This is a genomic window from Pseudomonas sp. No.21, assembly GCF_054558415.1.
On the sequence record NZ_BAAJNO010000014.1, the window covers coordinates 59836 to 82235 of the forward strand.

The following is a 22400-nucleotide window of genomic DNA, read 5'->3' on the forward strand; positions in this document are numbered from 1 at the left end:
ATGAGAATCTCGACTATCCAGGCTTTCAACAACCAGGTCGCGGGCCTGCAGAAGAACTACGCGAACGTGACCCGGACCCAGGAGCAGATCAGCACCGGCAAGCGCATCCTCACGCCCGCCGACGATCCCGTGGCCTCCGTGCGCCTGCTGCAGTTGAGCCAGGAAGAGGCGCTCAATGCCCAGTACAAGTCCAACATCACCGCCGCGAAGAACAGCCTGAACTCCGAGGAGAGCATCCTCACCTCCGTCGGCAACGTGATGCAGCGCATCCGCGAGATTGCCGTCGAAGCGGGCGACGGTGCCCTGGACTCCACCGACAAGGCTTCCCTGGCCACCGAGCTGCAGCAGCGCGAAGACGAGCTGATGAGCCTGCTCAACAGCAAGGACGCCAGCGGCAAGTACCTGTTTTCCGGTTCCCAGGCCGACACCCAGCCCTTCGTGCGCAATGCCGACGGCACCTACAGCTACCAGGGCGACGAAGGCCGGCGCGAGGTCCAGGTGGCCAGCAGCAACTTTCTGGCCCTGGGTGACAACGGCAAGGACCTGTTCGAGAACGTCTTCAACGCCAACCGCGTGACCACCTCCAAGAGCGCCACGGGGACCGGCAGCACCGCGACCATTTCCCAGGGCCTGGTCGTCGACAAGACGGACTACGACACGGTCTTCCCGTCCAGCAACCCGCCGGCGGCCACCGACGCCATCGGCATCCACTTCCTCGATGCCCAGCGCTACGTGGTCTACGACCCGGCCACCCTGCCGGTCGGCTATGACTGGACCACCTACAACCCGGCGACCCCGCCGGCCGGGCAACTGGCCACCGGCGCCCTGGACACCAACTCGCAGACCTCCGATTTCATCACCTACGGTGGCGTCAAGGTACAGATCGACGGCGCGCCGGCGGCAGGTGACGACTTCGCCGTCAACCGCAAGCCGGATGCCGAGAAGCGCAGCCTGCTCAACGTGGTCTCCGACCTGCGCAAGGCGCTGCAGTCGTCCTCCGACACCCCGGCGGGCAACCGGCAGATCCGTGACGCGGTGGCGGTCGCCACCTCCAACCTCGACGCGGTCAACACCAAGGTGCTGGCCGTGCAGGGCTCGGTGGGCGCACGCCTCAACACCCTGGATTCCACCGAAGGCTTCGTCGACGACGTCAGCCTGGTGAACAAGTCCGTGCAGTCGTCGCTGGAGGACCTCGACTACGCCGAGGCCCTGTCGCGCCTGACCATGCAGTCCACCATCCTCCAGGCCGCGCAACAGAGCTACGTGAAGATCAGCGGCCTGAGCCTGTTCAACTTCCTCAACTGAGCCGTCCGCCGCGCTGTCGCGCGCGGTGCCAGGCCATCCATCTCCCCGCCGGGCCACCTTGCATTTCAACGGGTTGGCACCATGCTTGCTTTGGGTCTCGACATCAAAAGCGAGCGCCATAAAACTGTCGGTGACAAAGGCAGCGCGTTCATCCGGCGCAGGGCCGGCTGACATGGGCAGGGGAGAGCAGCATGTTCGATGGCAAGTCCGTATTCGTTTCCGGGGGCACCGGCTCGTTCGGTCGCGCGTTCATCCGTACCCTGCTGGCGCGCTACCAGCCCAAGCGCGTGGTGGTGTTCTCCCGCGACGAACTCAAGCAGTACGAGATGCAGCAGGAGTTCAACGCCCCCTGCATGCGCTATTTCCTGGGTGACGTGCGCGACGCCGACCGCCTGCAGCAGGCCATGCGCGGCATCGACCTGGTGGTCCACGCCGCCGCGCTGAAGCAGGTGCCGGCCGCCGAGTACAACCCCACCGAGTGCATCCGCACCAACGTCAGCGGCGCCGAGAACATCATCAACGCGGCGCTGGCCAATGGCGTGCAGAAGGTCGTGGCGCTGTCCACCGACAAGGCCTCCAGTCCGGTCAACCTCTACGGCGCCACCAAGCTGCTCAGCGACAAGCTGTTCGTCGCCGCCAACAACATCACAGGTGACCACCAGACCCGTTTCGCGGTGGTGCGCTACGGCAACGTGGTCGGCTCCCGGGGCTCTGTCCTGCCGTTCTTCCGCAAGCTGATCGCCGAAGGCGCCCGCGAGCTGCCGATCACCGACCCGCGCATGACGCGCTTCTGGATCACCCTCGACGAGGGTGTCGACTTCGTCATGCGCAGCTTCGAGCGCATGCACGGTGGCGAGCTGTTCGTGCCGAAGATCCCCTCCGCGCGCATCACCGACCTGGCCGAGGCGCTGGCGCCCGGCATGCCGCACAGGCAGGTGGGCATCCGTCCGGGCGAGAAGCTGCACGAGATGATGATCTCCCGCGACGACAGCACCCACACCTTCGAATTCGCCCGGCACTTCGTCATCGCCCCGTCGATCACCTTCAACACCCAGTACGACTACGCCCGCGATGGCCTGGGCGGCGTGGGCGTGGCGGTGGAGGAGGGCTTCGAGTACGTCTCCGACAGCAACCCCCACTACCTGAGCGTGCCCGAGCTGCGACAGCTGGCCGACGCCTGGGCCTGACCATGATTCCCTACGGTCGCCAGAACATCAGCCAGGCCGACATCGATGCGGTGGTCGCCACCCTGCGTTCCGACTGGCTGACCCAGGGCCCGGCCATCGAACGCTTCGAGCAGGCCGTTGCCCAGCGTTGCCAGGCCGCCCATGGCATCGCCGTGAGCAACGCCACCGCCGCCCTGCACATTGCCTGCCTGGCCCTCGACCTGGGGCCGGGCGACCGCCTCTGGACCAGCCCCAACACCTTCGTCGCCAGCGCCAATTGCGGCCTTTATTGCGGCGCCCAGGTGGATTTCGTCGACATCGACCCGGCGACCCTCAACCTCGACGTCGCCCAGCTCGACGCCCGCCTGCAACGCGCCGAGCGCGACGGCACCCTGCCCAAGGTAGTGGTTCCCGTGGCCTTCGCCGGGCAGAGCTGCGACATGGCTCGCATCGCCGAGCTGGCGCGGCGCTACGGCTTCCGCGTGATCGAGGATGCCTCCCATGCCATCGGTGCCCGCTACGGCGGTCGCCCGGTGGGCTGTTGCGAGCATGCCGACATCACCGTATTCAGCTTCCACCCGGTGAAGATCATCACCACGGGGGAGGGCGGCCTGCTCACCACCAACGACCCGCGGCTGGCCGAACGCCTGCGTCGCCTGCGCAGCCACGGCATCACCCGTGACCCGGCGGCGATGACGGGGCCGAGCGAAGGCCCCTGGTACTACCAGCAGCTGGAACTGGGCTTCAACTACCGCATGACCGACCTGCAGGCCGCCCTCGGCCTGTCCCAGCTGCAGCGCCTGGACGCCTTCGTCGCCCGTCGCCGGCAACTGGTGGCCCGCTACGGCGAGCGGCTCGCCCACCTGCCGCTGGAGCTGCCGCAGGTGCAGGCGGGAGCCGAGCCGGCCTGGCACCTTTACCCGGTGCGCCTGCGCCTGGAACGCCTGCAGCACGGCCATCGGGCGATCTTCGAAGCCCTGCGCGGCGCCGGCATCGGCGTCAACCTGCACTACATCCCCGTGCACCTGCAGCCCTATTACCGGCAGCTGGGCTTCGCCCCGGGCGACTTCCCCGAGGCCGAGCGCTACTACGCCCAGGCCCTGAGCCTGCCGCTGTTCCCCGACCTGACCGACGAGCAGCAGGACCAGGTGGCGAGCACCCTCGCCAGCGTCCTGCAGTGACTGGAGAAACCCGTGCGTGAGCTGACCGAGCAAGAACGATTCTGGCAGGGCGAGTTCGGCGACCAGTACGTCGACCGCAACGACGGCGAGGTCCATGTCGCCAACGTCACCGCCTTCTTCGTCCAGGCCCTGCGCCGTGCCGGACGCATCGACAGCGTGCTGGAGCTGGGCACCAATCGCGGCCTCAACCTGCGCGCGCTGAACCGCCTGTTCCCCCAGGCGACGCTGCGGGGCGTCGAGCTCAACGCCAAGGCCCGCGACATCGCCCAGGCCCTGGGCATCGCCGACATCTGGCAGGGCTCGCTGTTCGACTACCCGGTGCAACAGCCCGTGGACCTGGCCTTCACCCGCGGCGTGCTCATCCATCTGCCGCCGGAGCTCCTGCCCCAGGCCTATGCCAAACTCCATGAGGCCAGCCGCCGTCACTTGCTGATCGCCGAGTACTACAGCCCCTCGCCGGTGGAAATCAGCTACCGGGGCCATGCCGGCAAGCTGTTCAAGCGGGACTTCGCCGGCGAGATGCTCGACCTGTATCCCGACCTGCAGCTGGTCGACTACGGCTTCGTCTATCGGCGCGACGTCAATTTCCCGACCGACGACATCAACTGGTTCCTTCTGGAAAAACGCCCATGAGCAAGGTCGCCATCATTCCTGCCCGCGGAGGCAGCAAGCGGATTCCGCGCAAGAACGTGAAGCTGTTCCAGGGGCAGCCGATGATCGCCTACTCGATCCGCGCGGCGCTGGCCTGCGGGTTGTTCGAGCGGGTGGTGGTCAGCACCGACGATGCCGAGATCGCCGACATCGCCCTGGCTCAGGGCGCCGAGGTGCCCTTCCTGCGTCCGGCGGCGCTGGCCGACGACCATGCCGGCACCGTCGAGGTGATCCAGCACGCCCTGCGCGAGCTTGCCGCCGCCGGGTACCACCCGGACTACGCCTGCTGCCTCTACGCCACCGCCCCCCTGGTGCTGCCGGAGAAGCTCTGCGACGGCTTCGAACTCCTGGCCGCGAACCCGGACAAGGACTTCGCCTTCACCATCACCGACTACGGCTCGCCGGTGCAGCGCGCCCTGCGGATCAACGCCGATGGTGGCGTGGAGTCGCTCTACCCGGAGTTCTACGACACCCGTTCCCAGGACCTGGAGCGCGCCTACCACGACGCCGGCCAGTTCTACTGGGGCCGCGTCGCCGCCTGGCTCGACGGCAAGGCCATCCACGCCCCGCATTCGCTGCCGCTGGTGCTGCCGCGCTACCTGGTTCAGGACATCGACAGCCCCGAGGACTGGCACCGCGCCGAACTGATGTACGCGACCCTGCTGCTGGAGGGGGACATCTGAGATGCGCGTGCTGTTTCGCGTGGACGCCTCGCCCGTCATCGGCAGCGGCCACCTGATGCGCTGCCTGACGCTGGCCCGCGAACTGCACGAGCAGGGCGCCCGCCTGAGCTTCGCCTGTCGCGGCCTGGAAGGCGCGCCCCTGTCGCTGGTGCCGGCCGAATACGAGCTGCTCGAGCTGCCGGCACGCCATGCCGACCCGATGGCCGCTACCGCCGAGGCGCGGATCGACAACCGCGCCGACGCCGAGGCGTTGCATGCGCTGCTGGGCGATCGCCAAGTCGACTGGTGCGTCGTCGACCACTACGGCCTCGACGCCGAGTGGCACGGCCTGGCGCGTCGCCATGCGCGGCGGGTCATGGTGCTGGACGATCTGGCCAACCGCCCGCTGGACTGCGACCTGCTGCTGGACCAGGGCCTGCACGCCGCGCCGGAGGCGCGCTATGCCGGCTACCTGGCGCGTGCGGCAACCTGCCTGTTCGGCCCCACCTACGCGCTGTTGCGCGACGAATTCCTGCTGGCCCGCGAGCAGGTCGCCCCGCGTACCGGGGAGCTGGAGCGCGTGCTGGTGTTCTTCACCGGCGGCGACGACCAGGGCGAGACGCTCAAGGCCCTGCACGCGCTGGCCGGCTGGCGGCCGTCACTGCAGGTGGACGTGGTCATCGGCCAGGGGCACGCGGACCGGCAGGCGCTGGACGCCCTGTGTGCTGCCCACGGCTGGCGCCTGCATTGCCAGATCGACTACATGGCCCGGCTGATGGCCGAGGCCGACCTGGCCATCGGCGCCGCCGGCTCGTCGTCCTGGGAGCGTTGCGCCCTCGGCCTGCCAGCGCTGGTGGTGGTGCTGGCCGAGAACCAGCGTGAGCTGGCCAGGGGGTTGCAGGAACTCGACCTGGCCATCGACCTGGGCGAGCACGCCCGCCTTACCCCCATGGACTACCGGCGCGCGCTGGACGGCCTCGATGCCGAGCGGTTGCGCGGGCTTTCCCAACGCGCCTGGGACCTGGTCGACGGCTTCGGCGCCGTCCGGGTCTGCCGCGCACTCCTGGATGCGTCGGTCGGCTCCTGAGCCGGCCGCAGAGGAATCATCAGCATGTCGACACGCCGCTTCGAAATAGCCGGACGCCCCATCGGGCCCGACGAGAAGCCCTATTGCATCGCCGAGGTGGGCATCAACCACAACGGTGATCTCGACCTGGCCCTGAGGATGATCGAAGTCGCCCGCGAGTCGGGCGCCGATGCGGTGAAGTTCCAGACCTTCAAGGCCGAGGAGTTCTGCGGCGACCCGCAGCAGATGTTCACCTACCAGTCCCAGGGGCGAAGCGTCACCGAATCCATGCTGGCGATGTTCAGGCGCTACGAGTTCAACGAGGCGCAGTGGCGGGCGGTCAAGGCCCATTGCGCCAAGGTCGGCATCACCTTCTTCTCCTCGCCGCAGAACCGCAGCGATCTCGAGGTGCTGCAACGCATCGGCGTGCCGGCGATCAAGGTCGGCTCGGACGATTTCAGCAACCTGCCGCTGCTGCGCCACTACGCCGGCGCCGGGCTGCCGCTGATCCTTTCCTGCGGCATGAGCGACCTGGCCGACGTGCACCAGGCGCTGGAGACGGTGGGCTGGTTCGACGGGACCCAGGTCGCGCTGCTGCTGTGCACCTCGCAGTACCCGACCCCCGACGCGGACGTCAACCTGGCCAAGCTGGGCACCCTGCAGCAGGCCTTCCCCGGGCTGCTGACCGGTTTTTCCGACCACACCCAGGGGCCCTTGGCCGCCTCCCTGGCGGTGGCGCGCGGGGCGCGGCTGTTCGAGAAGCACTTCACCCTCGACCACGACCTGCCGGGGCCGGATCACTGGTTCTCCGAGAACCCCCAGGGCCTGGCCGAATGGATCGCCCATATCCACCGGGCCGACGCCATCATCGGTTCGCCCTACCTGCGCCCGACACGCGCCGAGGGGGACATGCGCGTGCTCGCCCGGCGCAGCCTCATGGCGCTGCGCGATATCGCCGTGGGCGAACGCCTGGACGAGCACAACCTGGGACTGCGCCGCCCCGGCAACGGCTTGCCGCCCGCCCTTTACGAGCAGGCGCTGGGCAGCGTCGCGACACGGGCGATCGCCAGTGGCGAGCTGCTGCGCCTGGGGGATTTCGCCCCGGTGGACGCGCCATGAGCGCGGTGCCCGCACCGACCTTCCGGCTGCGCCCGGTGACCCTGGACGATGCCGCGCTGCTGCTGCGCTGGCGCAACGCCGAGCCGGTGCGCCAGTGCATGTACAACACCGCCGAGATCGCCCTGCCCGAGCACCAGAGGTGGTTGCAGCGCGAACTGGCCAACCCGGCCTCGCGCCACCTGTTGCTCGAGCGTGACGGTGCGCCCGTGGGCTACGCCAGCCTCGCGGACATCAGCGAGCGACACCGGCGCTGCACCTGGGGCTTCAATCTCGGGGACGCGTCCCAGCCCCGGGGCACCGGCCTGCGCATGCTGGCGCTGCTCGCCGAGCAGGTGTTCGAGGTGCTGCAGCTGGAGAAGATCTGCTCGGAGGTGCTCGACTTCAATGCGGCCAGCCTGCGGGTCCACCAGCGCCTGGGCTTCGTGGCGGAGGGACGCCTGCGCCGGCACATCCACCGCCCGGATGGAGTCTTCGACGTCGAGGTGCTGGCGCTCTTCGCCGAGGACTGGCGACGCCTGCGCGGGCCACTTCTGGCGGAGCTCTTCGATGAGTGACGCGCGCCGGGTCGCCATCCACCAGCCTGCCTACCTGCCGTGGCTGGGCTACTTCGACCGCATCGCCCGGGTCGACCGCTTCGTCTTCCTCGACACCGTGCAGTTCGAGAAGAACAGCTTCATCAACCGCAATCGCATCAAGACGCCCCAGGGCGCCCAGTGGTTGACGGTGCCGGTGCTCGGCCGGGGCCACCTGGCCAGCACCCTGCGCGATACCCGCATCGACGAGAGCCGCGACTGGCGCCGCGACCACCTCAAGGCCGTGGCGATGAACTACCGCCGGGCACCACGCTTCGCCGAGCGCTACGCGCAGCTGGAGCAGCTGTACGCCGAGCGCCAGGACAACCTGGCCGAGCTCTGCTGGCGCCAGCTGGGCTTCTGGCTGGATGAACTCGGCATCGAGACGCCCCTGGTGCGTGCCAGCGAGCTGGACGTCGACAGCCGCAAGTCGCAGCTGGTGCTCGACATCTGCCTGGCCCTGGGCGCGGACAGCTACCTGTCCGGCGCCCTGGGCCGGGACTACCTCGACGAGGCCGCCTTCGCCGAGCGGGGCATCGACGTGCATTACCAGGCCTTCACCCCGCCCACCTATCCTCAGCTGTGGGGCGCGTTCGTGCCCGGCCTCGGCGTGCTGGACTGGTGGATGAACAGCGGCGACAGCCGCAGCGAATTCAGGGAGCTGACATGAGTTTTTCCATCGAGTGGGAACAGCGCTACGCCGCCAGCACCCACCTTTCCATCTGGCCCTGGTCCGATGTGGTCAGCCTGACCAAGCGTCATTGCCGCGAGCTCGGCCCCGGCAGGCGTGTGCTGGAGCTGGGCTGTGGCGCGGGCGCCAACATCCCGTTCTTCCAGTCCCTTGGCGTGGACTACCACGCCGTGGAAGGCAGCCCGACCATCGCCGCCCAGTTGCGCGAGCGTCTGCCCGAGCTGGCCGCGACCATCGCCACCGGCGACTTCACCCAACCCTGGCCCTTCGCCCCGGGCTTCGACCTGGTGCTGGACCGCGCCTCCCTCACCTGCAACGGCGAGCAGGCCATCCGCCGCTGCCTGCGCCAGGTGCACGACGCCCTGGTGCCCGGAGGGTTCTTCATCGGCGTCGACTGGTACTCGGTGAACCATTCGGACGCCAGCCGTGGCCAGCCCGATGCCGACCCGCACACCCGCAGCGGCTTCACCGATGGCTCCTTCGCCGGCACCGGCCGCGTGCATTTCTCCGACGAGGCGCACCTGCGTGCGCTGTTCGCCGACTTCGAACTGCTGCACCTGGAGGAGAAGCAGTCGGTGCGCTACGAGCCGGCGGATGGTCATCGCTTCGCCTCCTGGCTGCTGGTGGCGCGCAAGCCGGCGGTGCGGGCATGAACGCCGTGCGCCCGGTCGTGGTGGTGGGCGGCGGCATCGCCGGGCTGTTGGCGGCGAACTGGGTACAGGCCTGCGGCCTGCCCGTGGTGCTGATCGAGCGCGCCGACGCGTGCGGCGGGCTGCTGCGCTCCTACCGCGACGAGGACGGCAATGCGTTCGACCAGGGCACCCACGTCCCGGCGATGACCGGTGATGCGCGGGTCGACCGCCTGCTGTTCGACGAGGCCGGCCTCGACTGGCAGGACGTGCCCGTGTTGCGGGTCGGCAACGTCTTCGCCGGCGTGCTCAACGACCGCAGCCAGTTCATCGACATCAGCGTCCTGGCACCCGGCCTCTACCAGGCCTGCTTCACCGGGCTGCTGAACAGCCTGACCACCGACCGCGACGCCCCGAGTCTCGAAGCGGCGCTGCTCGCGCACTTCGGCGAGCCGCTGGCGCGCGAGGTGTTCTTCCCGCTGCTCAGGCGTTTCTACGTGGCGCCCTTCGACCAGCTCAGCGCGAGCAGCCACCGCTTCCTCGGCTATGGCCGTGTCATCGCCGGCAGCGCCGAGGTGTGCCGGGAGCTCAAGCGCTCGGTGGTCTACGACGCCAAGGTGGCGTTTCGCGACTACCTGGAGGGGCGCAGCGCGGTGCGCCACCGCTACCCCCGCAACGGCGGTGTCGGCAGTTGGGTCGAAGCCCTCTGCGAGCGCCTGCGCGCTGGCGGCGGGCGCATCCTCACCGGCGCCCAGGTCCAGGGCGTCGATCACGCGGCGCAGGTGCTGAGCCTGGCCGATGGCGAGCGGCTGGGCTTCGAGCAACTGGTCTGGACCGCGCCGCTGGCGCTGCTGGCCAGGGCGCTGGGGCTGCCGGTCGCCTCCGCGCCTCCGCGCTTCCTGCCCCTGCGCCTGTTCCATTTCCTGCTGGACCGGCCGGCGGCGTGCGACTGCCATTACCTGTACCTGAACGACCCGGCGGCACGCGCCTTCCGCATCACCCTCTACGACAACGTCCTGGAGCGGAACGAGGCACCCTGGCGCCTGACCGTGGAGGCCCTCGATGCGCCGGGCGAGACCACCGGGCAGCAGGCCGCGGCGGTGTTGCGCGAGCTGCGCGATGCCGGCGTGCTGGCGCCCGGTTGCGAGGCGCGGCTGGTGCTGGAGCAGTCCATCGCCAATGGCTTCCCGGAGGTCACCCTGGCCCAGGAAGCCGCCAACCGCGAGCTGCGCGAGCGCGTGCTGGAGCATGCCCCGGAGCTGGTGCTCTGCGGCCGCAACGCCTCGGATGCCTTCTTCACCACCGACGTCCTGCTGGATACCGCCACCCAGCTGGAACGCCGCTTCGGCGTACCCGCCACCCCCGGAGACCCCCGATGAGCAAGGAACGCGTACTGGTCATCGCCGCCCACCCCGACGACGAGGTGCTGGGTTGCGGCGGCAGCATCGCCCGTCATGTCGCCGACGGCGACGAGGTGCAGGTGGCGATCATGGCCCAGGGCCTGTTCAGCCGTGGCACCCCGGAGGAGGCCGAGCAGCAGGCGCTGCGCGATGCCTGCGCCGAGGCCAACCGCATCCTCGGCGTGCAGGGCCTGGAGTGCTTCGACCTGCCGGACAACCGCCTGGACGGCCTCGACCTGCTGGACCTGGTCAAGCCCGTCGAGGCGCTGGTCGCCCGCCACCGCCCGGGCATCGTCTATGCCCACTGGAGCGGCGACGTGAACATCGACCACCGGCGCCTGCACGAGGCGGTGGTCACCGCCTGCCGCCCGCAGCCGGGCCACCCGGTGCACACGCTGCTGTTCTTCGAAATCCCCTCGTCCACCGAATGGCAGGTGCCCCACAGCGCGCCGGCCTTCTGGCCGGGCTGGTTCAACGACATCGGCTCGACCCTCGACACCAAGCTGCGCGCCCTCGACGCCTACGCGATGGAGATGCGCGAATGGCCGCATCCGCGCTCGCTCAAGGCCGTCGAGCACCTGGCCCGCTGGCGCGGCGCCTGCGTGGGCATGGAGGCCGCCGAGGCCTTCGTGCTCGGCCGCCACCTGAACCGACACTGATGGGGCCTGGCCCCTGGAACCGCACATGAATCCGCAGCCGCTTGACGAGAAAGACTGGAGCGCCAACCACCTGGCGCTGTCCGAAGGGCCGCAGCTCTTCGACAACCCCGGCATCGCCCGCCTGCGCCGTGCCGTGGAGGACGACTTCGCCGCCCGCCACCTGGCCGGGCGCGTGGTCGTCGAACCGACCGCCGGTGCCCGCGAGGCCTGGGACGGCGTTCGCGCCTTCGCCGCGCTGCCGGCGCCGGGCGACCTGGCGCACCTGCTGGATCGCTGCACCGAAGGCCTGCGGCCTGCGGGGCGGGTGGTCCTCGACCTGCGCTCGCCCGCCCATTGGCAGGCGGCCTTCGGCGAGTCGCCGGCGGCCTGGCCCGAGCGTGGCCGTGACGACCCGGCGGTGGCGCTCTGCTCGCCTGCCGCGTTGCTGGCGGCGGCCGATGCCCGGGGCCTGAGCCTGGTGGCGCTGGAGCCCTATGCGGGCCTGTGGGACAACGCCTTGCTCTACCTGCGCCTGGAGCGGCGCTTCAAATGGTTGCGGCTGCTGTCCTGGCTCGACAGCGACGAGGCGCTCTTCGGCCTGGCGCTGCAACTGGAGCAGAAGGTGCTCGCCAGGCTCGGCACCTCTGCCAGCGGGCGCTACCTGGTGGCCCTGGAGAAGCGTCGCGACCCGGCCGGCAACGCCGCCTGGGCCGAACGCCTGGCTGCCCGCGAGGCGGTGCTCGCGGCGCCGTCGCTGGCCGGTATCGAGGGCCTGCTGCAGCAGGGCCCCGAAACCTTTGCCGCGCAGACCGCCGGGCTGCTCGGCAGCTTGCGGACCCGGCACGTGCTGTTCCTCCTGCACCAGGCCCTGGCCTTCCATCGCCCCGACTTCGACCTGGAGCCCTGGCTGGCGCCCGAGGTCGCCGAGCAGCTGCGTCGCTGGCAGCGGGCCCAGGCCATCGACGGCCGCAACATGGCCATCGCCCGGGGCTGGGTGGTGGAGCCGATGCTGCGGCAGCGGCAAGGCGTGGACCTGGTCTCCGGCCTCGAGTACCACCTGGCGACCGCGCTGCTGCGCGATTACTTCAAGACCCACAGCGGAGTCAGCTCGTGAAAACCCCCGCCATCGTCAGTTTCCTCTGGGAGCCCCAGGTGGGCGTGCTGAAGGAATTCTTCAAGCGCCACGGCCCGCTCACCGTGGTCACCCTGACCCCGTACATCTCCCAGGCGCTGATCGATATCGTCGACGAGGCCGGTGGCAAGCTCTATGCCATGGACCAGGAGCTCGGCGACATGGGCGCCCAGGGTATACGTGCCGAGTGGGAGCCGCTGCGCGAGCTGTACGGCCAGCACCTGGAACAGGCGCTGCCGGCGCTGCTGGCGGCCGAGGAGGGCGGGGCGCTGGCGCGGGTGATCGGCGCGCGCCTGGATGCCGAGCTGCCGCTGCTGATGACCGTGCTGCATGGCCTGGAACTGGCCCAGCGGCACTACCAGTTGTGCCTGATGATCGGCAGCGAGGACGTGCTGCCGGTGTCCAAGGTGGCGATGCACTGGGCGCGGACCCAGGGCATCCCGTCGTTGCACCTGTCCCACGCCCTGGCGCTGAACGACCCGCACACCGTGCATGCTCACCTGGTGGCGGACATCCATGCGGTCTATGGGCAGCGCGGGCTGGAGGGGTACCTGGACTACGGCGTGCCGGCCGAGCGCCTGCGCGTGACCGGCAACCCGGCCTGGGACAAGTTCCTCAAGCTGGCCGGCGAACGGCTGGTCCACGAGGGCGAGCTGCGACGCCGGCACGCCTTGCGCGAGGGCGAGCCCATCGTGGTGTTCGGCACCACCTGGACCAGCAGCCTGACCGCCCATGGCGACGAAGGCATCTTCGGGCAGACGGTGGGTGCCTTCATCGACGCCTGCGAAACCCTCTTCCGCGCCGGCCTGCAGATCAACCCGATCATCAAGGACCGGCCGCCGAACTATCACTTCGGCGAGCGCCGCTTCAAGGAGCTGCTGGCCGAGCGCGGTGCGGACCCGGCGCGCTATTTCTACCTGGTCGAGGATGGCCCGCTCTGGGCCGCCAGCGCCGACGTGCTGGTGGCGGTGGACTCCAACTACTGCGTCGAGGCGATGCTCTGCGGCACCCCGGCGATCAACCTGCAGCACCCGGCCAACACCCTGTTCGGGCCGTGCTACGACGCCGAGGCGGGCGTGCTGGACGTCGAGCCCGGTGAGCTCGCCGAGGCCATCCGCCTACTGCTGGTGGATACGGCGTTCCGCGAGCGGCAGCAGGCGCTGGCGGCACGGGCGCGTCCCTATTTCAACCTCGGCATCGACGGCCTGGCCTCGGCCCGTGTCGCCGAGCTGATGGGCGAGATGGCCGTGGGCCTGGTGCCCAAGCTGCTCGCCTGGCTCGATTCGCGCCTGCCGGTGGCGGCCGAGCGCGCTCTGATCGACGAGCGCCTGGCGCTGTGCAAGGGCGACGGCCCCGTGCTCGGGGTGCTGGTGCTCGAGCGCAACGATGCGCGGGCGCTGGAGCGCACCCTGGCGAGCCTGGAGCGCGCATTGCCGGCGCCGGTGGACGTCACCGTCTTCGGCGCCAGTGCGACGGCCGTGGGCACGCGCGCCGGTTTCGTCCTGGCCTCGCCCGATGATCCCTATGAGGCGATCAACGGGTTCGTCGCCGCAGCCGCCTTCGACTGGGTGCTGCTGGTGGACGCGGGCACCGAGTTCACCCAGGCCGGGCCCTTGCTGTTCTGCCTGGAGCTCGCCGAGGCCCTGGCCCATGAGGCGCAGACCGGCGAGATCATCCACGCCTTCTATGCCGACGAGCTGCAACGTTCGCCCTCCGGTGCCCTGGGGGCGCTGTTCAAGCCGGACTTCAACCTCGATCTGCTGCTGAGCTTCCCGGCCATGCACGGCCGTCACTGGGCGCTGCGCCGGCGCAGCTTCGTCGAGCTGGGCGGCTTCGATCCGGTGTTCGGCGATGCCTGCCGGCTGGACCTCGTCCTGCGCCTGGTCCAGGGCTCTGGCGGCAACGGCCTGCTGCACCTGCCCGAGGTGCTGCTGGTGGCGGATGTCCCCAGCCTGGCCTTCAACCCCGCCGAACAGGTCGCGCTGGAGCGCCATCTGCAGGCCCGTGGCTACCCGGCCACGGTGCAGGCGTTCATGCCGGGGCGCTACCACATCGACTACGGCCACGCGGACCAGCCACGGGTGTCCATAGTGGTGGCGGTGCGTGACCACCTGCCGCTGCTCCAGCGCTGCGTGGAGAGCGTGCTGGAGAAGACCCGCTACGCCCGCTACGAGTTGCTGCTGGTCGACTGCGAGAGCCGGGAGCCGGCGACCCGCCAGTGGCTCGACGGCGTCGAGGCGCTGCAGAGCGAGCAGGTGAAGGTCTGGCGCTTCGCCGGGGCATTCAATTTCTCGGCGACGGTCAATGCCGTGGCGATGGCGGTGGAATCCGACTACCTGCTGCTGCTGAGCCACGACGTGCAGGTGGTGCAGGAGGATTGGCTGGAGCAGTTGCTCAATCATGCCCAGCGCCCGGAAGTGGGGGTGGTGGGTGCCAAGGTGCTCGATTCGATGGGGTGCATCGAGCAGGCCGGCATCGTGCTGGGGTTGCACGACGTCGCCGGGCGCGCCTTCGTCGGCGAGGAGGGCGACGCCCCTGGTTACATGAACCGCTTGCAGGTGACGCAGAACTACAGCGCGGTCGGCTCGGCCTGCCTGATGGTGCGACGCAGCGCCTACATCGAGGTCGGCGGCATGGACGAGGCGCAGCTGAGCGCCTTCTATGGCGACATCGACCTGTGCCTGCGCATCCGCAGCGCGGGTTTGCTGAACGTCTGGACGCCCCATTGCACGGTGCTGCGCGACGGCATCGAGCTGCCCGTGCTGGCCATCGACGGCGCCTTGCAGCGCCAGGCCGCGCTCAAGGCGGCGCGCGAGGAGATGTTGCAGCGCTGGCTGCCGACCCTGGCCCGCGATCCGGCCTACAACGCCAACCTGTCCCTGGCCGGCAATGGCTTCGGCTTCGAGTACGGCACGCGGCGGGTGCACCATCCGTTGCTGCCCCAGGTGCTCTGCTACCCGGCGGACGCCACCGGCTGCGGCCACTATCGCGTGCGCCAGCCCTTCGCCGCGCTGCGCGAGGAGGGCCTGATCGACGGCCTGATCAGCGCCGTGCACCTGGCGCCGGTGGAGCTGGAGCGCTTCGGTGCCCGCAGCGTGGTGTTCCAGCGGCAGATCATGGAGCCGCAGATCGCGGGCATGCGCGAGGTGAAGGCCCTCTCCGGCGCCTTCAAGGTCTACGAGCTGGACGACTACCTGCCCAACCTGCCGCTCAAGAGCATGCACCGCGAGACCATGCCCCGGGACATCCTCAAGTCCCTGCGCCAGGCGGTTTCCCTGACCGACCGCTTCGTGGTCTCGACGCAGCCCCTGGCGGAAGCCTTCGCCGACCTGCACCCGGACATCCGCGTGGTGCCCAACACCCTGCCCACCCATTGGTGGGGCAACCTGCGCAGCCAGCGCCGTCGCGGTCGCAAGCCCCGCGTCGGCTGGGCCGGCGGCAGCAGCCACCAGGGCGACCTGGAGCTGATCGCCGACGTGGTGCGCGAACTGGCGGGGGAGGTGGAGTGGGTGTTCTTCGGCATGTGCCCGGAGAAGCTGCGACCGTTCGTCCACGAGTTCCACATGGGCCTGCCCATCGACCAGTACCCGGCCAAGCTGGCCAGCCTGGACCTCGACCTGGCCCTGGCGCCGCTGGAGCAGAACCTGTTCAACGAGTGCAAGAGCAACCTGCGCCTGCTGGAGTACGGGGCCTGCGGCTTCCCGGTGATCTGCAGCGATGCGCTTTGCTACCGCGGCGATCTCACCGCCACCCGCGTGAAGAACCGCTTCCGCGACTGGGTGGACGCCATCCGCATGCACCTGGCCGACCTGGACGCCACGGCCGCCGCCGGCGACGCCCTGCGGGCACAGGTGCTGGGCAACTGGATGCTGGAGGGGGACAACCTCGTGCGCTGGCGCTCCGCCTGGCTGCCGGACTGACCGGAGGTCGCCGACGAACGGCGTGGCGAACGGCTAAACCTTCGCTACGCCTGCCGATAACCCTGGTACGAACACTGTTCGAGCCTGCTCGGCAAGCCCAAGGCGAAATAAATTTCAAATTTCCCCTAAAGCTCCACCAGCAAGCGCCGATAAACAGTTCGAATGCGAATTCTAGGGGCACCTGAGCAGCAGGTCCTGAAGGTCGCAAAGCTCAGGTAAATACTAGGTACTTCGGGAGACGCCAAATGGCACTTACAGTCAACACAAACATCGCTTCGCTCAACACTCAGCGCAACCTGAACGCATCGTCCAACTCGCTGAACACCTCGCTGCAGCGTCTCTCCACCGGCAACCGTATCAACAGTGCCAAGGACGACGCCGCCGGCCTGCAGATCTCCAACCGTCTGACCAACCAGATCAGCGGCCTGAACCAGGCGACCCGCAACGCCAACGACGGCATCTCCCTGGCGCAGACCGCTGAAGGTGCCCTGCAGCAGTCCACCAACATCCTGCAGCGTATCCGCGACCTGTCCATCCAGGCAGCCAGCGGCTCGAACAGCGACGCCGACCGCGCCGCCCTGCAGAAAGAAGTGACCGCCCAGCAGGCCGAACTGTCCCGTATCGCCGAAACCACCACCTTCGGTGGCCGCAAGCTGCTGGACGGCACCTTCGGTACCACCAGCTTCCAGGTCGGTTCCAACGCCTACGAAACCATCGACGTGACCCTGAAAGACGCGTCCTCCGCCAAGCTGGGTTCCTACCAGGTCGGTGGCGGTGCCTCCACCAACGCTGCCGGTGCTTCGGCCGCCTCGGTCTCCACCGTCGCAGGCACCCTGGTCACCGGTAGCGGCGGCGCCTTCGCCTCCGGCACCGTGACCGTGGTCGGCAATGGCCAGACCAAGGACGTGAACATCACTGCGACCGACAGCGCGAAGAGCATCGCGCAGAAGTTCGACGGCTCGATCGCCGGCCTCTCTGCCACTGCCCGTACCGTGATCCAGGCCGATGTGAACTTCACCTCCGGTGCTGCCACCTTCAACATGACCGTAGGTTCCAACACCGTTCAGATGGTGGGTGTGACCTCCAACGAAGACCTGGCCAACCAGATCAACTCCAACGCCGGCAAGCTTGGCCTGACCGCCAACTACGACACGCAGAGCGACAAGATCACCATCACCTCGTCCACCGGTGAGACGATCCAGTTCGGCACTGCCACCGGTACCTCCGCAGGCACCATCGACGTGGCCGTACAGGGCAGCGACGGTACCTACGGCGCATCCGCGGACGTGAAGGCGGGTGGGGGCAAGGCCTTCGGTTACGTACAGCTGGATTCCCCGGTATCCTTCGCGGTGACCGGTGCGACCGGTGGTGTGTTCAACGCCAGCTCCTCGACGCTGAACACCGTTGCCAACGTCGATATCTCCACCGCCGACGGTGCCCAGCGCGCCCTGGCCGTGGTCGATAGCGCCCTGGCCGCGATCGACTCCCAGCGTGCCGACCTCGGTGCTGTGCAGAACCGCTTCGATAACACCGTAGCCAACCTGCAGAACATCTCCGAGAACGCCGACGCTGCTCGTAGCCGGATCAAGGACACCGACTTCGCAGCTGAAACTGCGACCCTGTCCAAGAACCAGGTTCTGCAACAGGCCGGTACCGCGATCCTGGCCCAGGCGAACCAGCTGCCGCAGTCGGTCCTCAGCCTGCTGCAATAACGCAGGAAGAGCGCCCAGCAACAATGGGGGGAAGGGGATAACCCTTCCTCCCATTTGGCCATTGTGAGGTATGTAAAATGGATATCTCGAACATTACGTCGGTCGGTGCCCTGCCCAGGTTGGCCAAGGACCCCGTTGCCAGCGTAACGCCCGGCCAGGAGGCTGCCAGGACGGTAGCGCCCGCCAGCAATGCGGCAAGCCCCGAAGAGGCGGATGCCCGTTCCCAGGCCCAAGGTGGTGACCTGGAATCGGCGGTCGCCGATATCCAGTCCTTCGTCCAGACGGTGAAACGCGGCCTGGACTTCAACGTCGATGACTCCAGCGGTGAAGTGGTGGTGAAGGTCATCGATACGGATTCCGGCAAGCTGATCCGGCAGATCCCCTCCGAGGAATTGCTGAAGCTCGCTGAACGCCTGGAAGACATCCGCAGTCTGATGTTCGAGGCCAAGGCTTGAGTTGGTACGTTTCTTGAGTGCCAAACTCATGATCGTTCCCCGAAGGGAACTCGGGACGTTTTTTTGACGGAGGTGTGAGATGGCTACCACCATCGGTACGGTTGGATCTGGACTCATCGATATCGATGCCACTGTGAAAGCGCTGGTGGCCAACGCCAGGGCGCCGAAGCAGAACCAGCTCGATACCCTCGAGTCGAAGTCCACGACCAAGCTCACCGCCCTCGGCTCGCTTCGGAGCGCCGTCAGTGATTTCCAGACGGCGATGTCGCTGCTCAACAGCCCCACCAGCTTCCTGTCCCGCACCGCGACCTCGAGCAACACCGCGGCGCTCAACGCCACGGCCAGCCAGAGCGCCATCGGCGGCACCTACAAGATCAACGTCACCCAGCTGGCCACCGGCAGCAAGATCGCGTCCGCTGCATTCGGTACCGGCGCGACCACCAAGTTCAACGAAGGCTCGCTGGACATCAAGATCGGTGGCGACGATGCGCTGACCGTTGCCGTCGACAGCACCAACAACACCCTTTCCGGCATCCGCGACGCGATCAACAAGCAGGGCGCGGCGAAGGGCATCAGCGCCACCATCGTCACCGACAACCAGGGTTCGCGCCTGGTGTTGAGCAGCAGCAAGATGGGCGATGGCAAAGACATCACCATGACCGGCACCAGCACCTCGGGCAGCAACACCGACCTGAGCCAGCTGACCTTCCCCGGCCCGACCCTGAACCCGGCGGACTTCCCGACCACCGCCGAGTACGACGCGGCCGTGGCCAAGGCCGGCAAGACCCTGTCGACCGCCCAGAGCGCGAAGCTGACGGTGGACGGCCTCAACGTGGTGAGCGACTCCAACGCCGTCACCACCGCCATCGATGGCGTCACCCTGAACCTGACCGCCGAGACCGAGGCCAACAAGCCGCTGACCCTGACCGTCTCGCAGAACAGCAGTGCGGTTAAGACCAACGTGCAGAACTTCGTCACCGCGTACAACAAGATGGTCAGCACCATCAGTTCGCTGACCAAGGTGACCACTGTGGAAGGCAGCGACCCTGTGGTGGCGGCGCTGGCCGGCGACTCCACCGCCCGTTCCCTGCTCGCCTCGATGCGCAGCGAGCTGGTCACCCCCAGTGGCGAAGGCTCCGTCAAGGCCCTGGCCAGCCTGGGTATCACCACCAAGCAGGACGGCACCCTGGACCTGGACGCCACCAAGCTGGACAAGGCCATCGCCGCCGATTACCAGGGCATCTCCGATTTCTTCACCGGTGACAACGGCCTGGCCAGCCGCATGACCAAGCAGGCCAAGCCCTATACCGACTCCACCGGTGTCATCGAGCAGCGCAGCAAGGTGCTTCGCGACACCATCAAGGGGGTCGACAAGCAGCAGGAGGCCCTCGACCTGCGCATGACCGCGCTGCAGACCCGCCTGTACAAGCAGTTCACCACCCTCGACTCCCTGCTGGCGCAGATGCAGGGCACCAGCGACAGCCTGACCTCTCAGCTCGACGCACTGCCTGGCCTGACCAAGAAGAACTGACCGAACCCGAGGTTTGGTCAGCTCGCGTCCTAATGACGAAAAAAGCTCAGCAGGAGGCTTAAAGCTCCCGTGAAACCAGCCGATATTATGGACATCGAAGAAACACTGGTTCACGAGGAGTTGCGAGATGAGAGCGATGTTGGCCATGAAGCAGTATCAGCAGGTGAATGTTCAGGCTCAGGTCTCTGATGCAAGCCCTCATCGCCTGATCCAGATGCTGATGGAAGGCGGGCTCGAACGCATGGCTCAGGCCCAGGGCGCGATGATGCGCGACCAGGCCTCACTGAAAGGCGAGCTGATCAGCAAATCCATCGGTATCATCGGCGGCCTCCGCGAGGCACTGGACCCGACTCGCGGTGGCGAAGTCGCGGCCAATCTCGATCGCCTGTACGAATACATGATCGCGCGCCTCATCCACGCCAACAAAGCCAACGACCCTGCGGTTCTCACCGAGGTTGCCGGCCTGCTGCGTGAAGTGAAGTCCGGCTGGGATGCCATAGCGCCCTGAGTTAGGAGAGGAAAATGAGCCAAGCCATGCTCCAGCAGATCGAAGAAACCCGCCTGGCCCTGGTCTCCGCCTTCGAGAGCCAGGACTGGGAAATCGTGAGCCAGCTCGACCGCCAGTGCCGCGACCAGGTGAATGTCGCCATGCTCGATTGCGCCGACATGGAAGAGGGCCTGCGTGCCCAGCTGGAAGCGCTGATCGATGTCTACCGTCGTCTCACCGAAGCCTGTGCCCAGCAGCGCGACCAGGTCGCCGACGAACTCCGCAATCTCGTCCGCTCCAACCAGGGCGCGAAGGTCTATCAGCTGTTCGGCTGATAGCGTCCCGATGCGGCGTCGGCAGGTGATCGGCGCTGCACCCTCAGCCTCTTAGGCTATCTGTCGCCAGACGCAAAAAAAGCACGCCATAAATTTGACTCTTGGCACTTTTTTGACTTTACTAGTGGCCAATTGCTGGCGTTCATCGGGAATCTGATGGCACCGGTTGCCCTTGTGCCGCTGCAGAGGCGGCATCAGCCCTCGAGCAAAGAACAGAACAAGCATGTGGCGTGAAACCAAGATTCTGCTGATTGACGACAACAGCGATCGCCGCCGTGATCTGGCGGTCATTCTGAACTTTCTCGGCGAAGAGCACCTGGCCTGCGCCAGCCGCGACTGGCGTGAAGCCGTCGGCGCGCTGAACGCCACGCGCGATGTGCTCTGCGTCCTGCTCGGGGATGTCGAGTCCAAGGGTGGCACCACCGAGCTGCTCAAGCAGGTGGCCACCTGGGACGAGTTCCTGCCCGTGCTGCTGATCGACCAGGTGGTCCCGGCCGACTGGTCCGATGAGGTGCGCCGCCGTGTGCTGGCCAGCCTCGAGATGCCGCCCAGCTACAACAAACTGCTGGACTCCCTGCACCGCGCCCAGGTCTACCGCGAAATGTACGACCAGGCCCGCGAGCGCGGGCGCCAGCGCGAGCCGAACCTGTTCCGCAGCCTGGTGGGCACCAGCCGTGCCATCCAGCAGGTGCGGCAGATGATGCAGCAGGTGGCCGATACCGACGCCAGCGTGCTGATCCTGGGCGAATCGGGCACCGGCAAGGAGGTGGTGGCGCGCAACCTGCACTACCACTCCAAGCGTCGCGATGCGCCCTTCGTTCCGGTCAACTGCGGTGCCATCCCTGCCGAGCTGCTGGAAAGCGAACTGTTCGGCCATGAGAAGGGCGCCTTCACCGGTGCCATCACCAGCCGCGCCGGGCGTTTCGAGCTGGCCAACGGCGGCACCCTGTTCCTCGACGAGATCGGCGACATGCCGCTGCCCATGCAGGTCAAGCTGCTGCGCGTGCTGCAGGAGCGCACCTTCGAGCGCGTGGGCAGCAACAAGACCCAGAACGTCGACGTGCGCATCATCGCCGCCACCCACAAGAACCTCGAGCAGATGATCGAGACCGGCGGCTTCCGCGAAGACCTCTACTACCGCCTCAACGTGTTCCCCATCGAGATGGCCCCGCTGCGCGAGCGCGTGGAGGACATCCCGCTGCTGATGAACGAGCTGATCTCGCGCATGGAGCACGAGAAGCGTGGCTCCATCCGTTTCAACTCCGCCGCCATCATGTCGCTGTGCAACCACGACTGGCCCGGCAACGTCCGCGAGCTGGCCAACCTGGTGGAGCGCATGGCGATCATGCATCCCTACGGCGTCATCGGCGTGACCGAGCTGCCGAAGAAATTCCGCCACGTGGATGACGAGGACGAGCAACTGGCCGCCAGCCTGCGCGAGGAGCTCGAAGAGCGCTCCGCCATCGGTGCCGGCCTGCCTGGCGTCAGCAGTCCGGCGATGCTGCCGCCCGAGGGCCTGGACCTCAAGGACTACCTGGGCAACCTCGAGCAGGGGTTGATCCAGCAGGCCCTGGACGACGCCGCCGGCGTGGTGGCCCGCGCCGCCGAGCGCCTGCGCATCCGCCGCACCACCCTGGTGGAGAAGATGCGCAAGTACGGCATGAGCCGTCGCGACGACGAAATGGCAGAAGATTGACGCTGATTTCGTAATTCATTGTTTTAAAAGGATATTTTTTTAGGCACGGGTA

Annotated in this window: 20 protein-coding genes; all 20 read left to right on the forward strand. The window is 67.7% G+C overall.

The features are described from left to right. The 20 genes from flgL (at position 1) to ACYJSS_RS25645 (ending at position 22348) form a co-directional block, all read left to right on the forward strand. Positions 1-1305 (forward strand): flagellar hook-associated protein FlgL, encoded by a 1305-nt coding sequence (gene flgL, locus ACYJSS_RS25550; protein ID WP_111260914.1) that lies wholly within the window; start codon positions 1-3, stop codon positions 1303-1305. Between the two features lie 191 nt (positions 1306-1496). After that, a complete protein-coding gene (gene pseB / locus ACYJSS_RS25555; RefSeq protein WP_111260913.1) occupies positions 1497-2492 on the forward strand; it encodes a UDP-N-acetylglucosamine 4,6-dehydratase (inverting) in 996 nt (331 codons plus the stop codon). 2 nt (positions 2493-2494) lie between these two features. Continuing rightward, complete coding sequence (gene pseC / locus ACYJSS_RS25560; protein WP_236205867.1) at positions 2495-3652, forward strand: UDP-4-amino-4,6-dideoxy-N-acetyl-beta-L-altrosamine transaminase; 1158 nt, start codon at positions 2495-2497, stop codon at positions 3650-3652. A gap of 12 nt (positions 3653-3664) precedes the next feature. After that, positions 3665-4285: a pseudaminic acid biosynthesis-associated methylase gene (locus ACYJSS_RS25565; protein ID WP_236205868.1), complete on the forward strand. Its 621-nt coding sequence runs from the start codon at positions 3665-3667 to the stop codon at positions 4283-4285. Then, positions 4282-4986, forward strand: coding sequence for a pseudaminic acid cytidylyltransferase (gene pseF / locus ACYJSS_RS25570; RefSeq protein WP_236205869.1), 705 nt, complete (start codon positions 4282-4284; stop codon positions 4984-4986). The genes ACYJSS_RS25565 and pseF overlap by 4 nt, the downstream gene beginning before the upstream one ends. Position 4987: 1 nt before the next feature. Next, positions 4988-6052 carry a UDP-2,4-diacetamido-2,4,6-trideoxy-beta-L-altropyranose hydrolase gene (gene pseG / locus ACYJSS_RS25575; protein ID WP_236205870.1) on the forward strand — a complete coding sequence of 355 codons (1065 nt, stop codon included), beginning with the start codon at positions 4988-4990 and terminating at the stop codon, positions 6050-6052. Between the two features lie 24 nt (positions 6053-6076). Beyond that, positions 6077-7150 (forward strand): N-acetylneuraminate synthase family protein, encoded by a 1074-nt coding sequence (locus ACYJSS_RS25580; RefSeq protein WP_236205871.1) that lies wholly within the window; start codon positions 6077-6079, stop codon positions 7148-7150. Further along, entirely contained in the window at positions 7147-7704 is a 558-nt protein-coding gene (pseH, locus tag ACYJSS_RS25585) for a UDP-4-amino-4,6-dideoxy-N-acetyl-beta-L-altrosamine N-acetyltransferase (protein WP_236205872.1), read from the forward strand. The genes ACYJSS_RS25580 and pseH overlap by 4 nt, the downstream gene beginning before the upstream one ends. Next, the gene (locus tag ACYJSS_RS25590) at positions 7697-8392 is read left to right on the forward strand and encodes a WbqC family protein (RefSeq protein WP_236205873.1); all 696 of its coding nucleotides are present in this window, start codon (positions 7697-7699) and stop codon (positions 8390-8392) included. The genes pseH and ACYJSS_RS25590 overlap by 8 nt, the downstream gene beginning before the upstream one ends. Beyond that, positions 8389-9066: a class I SAM-dependent methyltransferase gene (locus tag ACYJSS_RS25595; RefSeq protein ID WP_111260905.1), complete on the forward strand. Its 678-nt coding sequence runs from the start codon at positions 8389-8391 to the stop codon at positions 9064-9066. The genes ACYJSS_RS25590 and ACYJSS_RS25595 overlap by 4 nt, the downstream gene beginning before the upstream one ends. Further along, positions 9063-10421, forward strand: coding sequence for an FAD-dependent oxidoreductase (locus tag ACYJSS_RS25600; RefSeq protein ID WP_236205874.1), 1359 nt, complete (start codon positions 9063-9065; stop codon positions 10419-10421). The genes ACYJSS_RS25595 and ACYJSS_RS25600 overlap by 4 nt, the downstream gene beginning before the upstream one ends. Beyond that, positions 10418-11101, forward strand: coding sequence for a PIG-L deacetylase family protein (locus ACYJSS_RS25605; RefSeq protein WP_111260903.1), 684 nt, complete (start codon positions 10418-10420; stop codon positions 11099-11101). Before ACYJSS_RS25600 ends, ACYJSS_RS25605 begins: the two co-directional genes overlap by 4 nt. Before the next feature lie 25 nt (positions 11102-11126). Further along, positions 11127-12194 carry a hypothetical protein gene (locus tag ACYJSS_RS25610; RefSeq protein ID WP_236205875.1) on the forward strand — a complete coding sequence of 356 codons (1068 nt, stop codon included), beginning with the start codon at positions 11127-11129 and terminating at the stop codon, positions 12192-12194. Beyond that, positions 12191-16132, forward strand: coding sequence for a glycosyltransferase (locus ACYJSS_RS25615; RefSeq protein WP_236205876.1), 3942 nt, complete (start codon positions 12191-12193; stop codon positions 16130-16132). The genes ACYJSS_RS25610 and ACYJSS_RS25615 overlap by 4 nt, the downstream gene beginning before the upstream one ends. A gap of 245 nt (positions 16133-16377) precedes the next feature. Further along, positions 16378-17844, forward strand: coding sequence for a flagellin (locus ACYJSS_RS25620; RefSeq protein ID WP_173177766.1), 1467 nt, complete (start codon positions 16378-16380; stop codon positions 17842-17844). Between the two features lie 77 nt (positions 17845-17921). Next, positions 17922-18299: a flagellar protein FlaG gene (locus tag ACYJSS_RS25625; RefSeq protein ID WP_111260899.1), complete on the forward strand. Its 378-nt coding sequence runs from the start codon at positions 17922-17924 to the stop codon at positions 18297-18299. 79 nt (positions 18300-18378) lie between these two features. After that, complete coding sequence (fliD, locus tag ACYJSS_RS25630; protein WP_111260898.1) at positions 18379-19830, forward strand: flagellar filament capping protein FliD; 1452 nt, start codon at positions 18379-18381, stop codon at positions 19828-19830. Between the two features lie 127 nt (positions 19831-19957). Beyond that, positions 19958-20338 (forward strand): flagellar export chaperone FliS, encoded by a 381-nt coding sequence (fliS, locus tag ACYJSS_RS25635; protein ID WP_111260897.1) that lies wholly within the window; start codon positions 19958-19960, stop codon positions 20336-20338. A 14-nt stretch (positions 20339-20352) separates the two neighbouring features. Beyond that, the gene (locus ACYJSS_RS25640; protein WP_111260896.1) at positions 20353-20652 is read left to right on the forward strand and encodes a flagellar protein FliT; all 300 of its coding nucleotides are present in this window, start codon (positions 20353-20355) and stop codon (positions 20650-20652) included. A gap of 223 nt (positions 20653-20875) precedes the next feature. Further along, positions 20876-22348 carry a sigma-54 dependent transcriptional regulator gene (locus tag ACYJSS_RS25645; protein ID WP_111260895.1) on the forward strand — a complete coding sequence of 491 codons (1473 nt, stop codon included), beginning with the start codon at positions 20876-20878 and terminating at the stop codon, positions 22346-22348. Positions 22349-22400 lie beyond the last annotated feature (52 nt).

Coding starts and splice junctions, on each gene's coding strand:
- flgL (WP_111260914.1), top strand. CDS start 1: ATGAGAATCTCGACTATCCAGGCTTTCAACAACCAGGTCGCGGGCCTG.
- pseB (WP_111260913.1), top strand. CDS start 1,497: ATGTTCGATGGCAAGTCCGTATTCGTTTCCGGGGGCACCGGCTCGTTC.
- pseC (WP_236205867.1), top strand. CDS start 2,495: ATGATTCCCTACGGTCGCCAGAACATCAGCCAGGCCGACATCGATGCG.
- pseF (WP_236205869.1), top strand. CDS start 4,282: ATGAGCAAGGTCGCCATCATTCCTGCCCGCGGAGGCAGCAAGCGGATT.
- pseG (WP_236205870.1), top strand. CDS start 4,988: ATGCGCGTGCTGTTTCGCGTGGACGCCTCGCCCGTCATCGGCAGCGGC.
- ACYJSS_RS25580 (WP_236205871.1), top strand. CDS start 6,077: ATGTCGACACGCCGCTTCGAAATAGCCGGACGCCCCATCGGGCCCGAC.
- pseH (WP_236205872.1), top strand. CDS start 7,147: ATGAGCGCGGTGCCCGCACCGACCTTCCGGCTGCGCCCGGTGACCCTG.
- ACYJSS_RS25590 (WP_236205873.1), top strand. CDS start 7,697: ATGAGTGACGCGCGCCGGGTCGCCATCCACCAGCCTGCCTACCTGCCG.
- ACYJSS_RS25595 (WP_111260905.1), top strand. CDS start 8,389: ATGAGTTTTTCCATCGAGTGGGAACAGCGCTACGCCGCCAGCACCCAC.
- ACYJSS_RS25600 (WP_236205874.1), top strand. CDS start 9,063: ATGAACGCCGTGCGCCCGGTCGTGGTGGTGGGCGGCGGCATCGCCGGG.
- ACYJSS_RS25605 (WP_111260903.1), top strand. CDS start 10,418: ATGAGCAAGGAACGCGTACTGGTCATCGCCGCCCACCCCGACGACGAG.
- ACYJSS_RS25610 (WP_236205875.1), top strand. CDS start 11,127: ATGAATCCGCAGCCGCTTGACGAGAAAGACTGGAGCGCCAACCACCTG.
- ACYJSS_RS25620 (WP_173177766.1), top strand. CDS start 16,378: ATGGCACTTACAGTCAACACAAACATCGCTTCGCTCAACACTCAGCGC.
- ACYJSS_RS25625 (WP_111260899.1), top strand. CDS start 17,922: ATGGATATCTCGAACATTACGTCGGTCGGTGCCCTGCCCAGGTTGGCC.
- fliD (WP_111260898.1), top strand. CDS start 18,379: ATGGCTACCACCATCGGTACGGTTGGATCTGGACTCATCGATATCGAT.
- fliS (WP_111260897.1), top strand. CDS start 19,958: ATGAGAGCGATGTTGGCCATGAAGCAGTATCAGCAGGTGAATGTTCAG.
- ACYJSS_RS25640 (WP_111260896.1), top strand. CDS start 20,353: ATGAGCCAAGCCATGCTCCAGCAGATCGAAGAAACCCGCCTGGCCCTG.
- ACYJSS_RS25645 (WP_111260895.1), top strand. CDS start 20,876: ATGTGGCGTGAAACCAAGATTCTGCTGATTGACGACAACAGCGATCGC.